The 475-nt window shown below is 44.4% G+C and carries 1 tRNA gene; it reads right to left on the bottom strand.

The window, feature by feature from the left end:
• Nucleotides 1-394 precede the first annotated feature (394 nt).
• A tRNA-Met gene (locus tag C1I95_RS34390) sits at nt 395-469 on the bottom strand.
• Nucleotides 470-475 lie beyond the last annotated feature (6 nt).

The following is a 475-nucleotide window of genomic DNA, read 5'->3' on the forward strand; positions in this document are numbered from 1 at the left end:
ATTCCACACACTCTTTATAGTAAGGATACTTAGATGTTCTCGGGTAGGCTTTAGATGAACAAGATAAGGAACAAAACTTAGGATTGGCAGTCTCCTTGCCACAGTACTCACAAGATTTCATACTAATAGCAACCTAAGCAACTACCTCACTATTCCGCTCTACCAGCTGAGCTAAGGAAGCAAGATATTTAGTTGTAAAACATATCAGACTCAGTATGATTTTCCTTCCGCATACTTTGGAGGTTAGTATTCTAACCAATTGAACTACTGACACCCGCATTTCCCTATATGTGCTAGGAAATGTGTGTGTGGTCTTCTGCACAGTGGATTATGAGTGTGCACGCAGCCTTCGCACAAAGTGCAGAACGTTACCCGGCCTGCCAGACCACTACAGTAGATCGTCTGGGACTCGAACCCAGGACACGAGGCTTATGAGACTCTCTGCTCTAACCAACTGAGCTAACGATCCTAGACC

Source organism: Micromonospora craterilacus (assembly GCF_003236315.1).
Lineage (GTDB): Bacteria > Actinomycetota > Actinomycetes > Mycobacteriales > Micromonosporaceae > Micromonospora > Micromonospora craterilacus.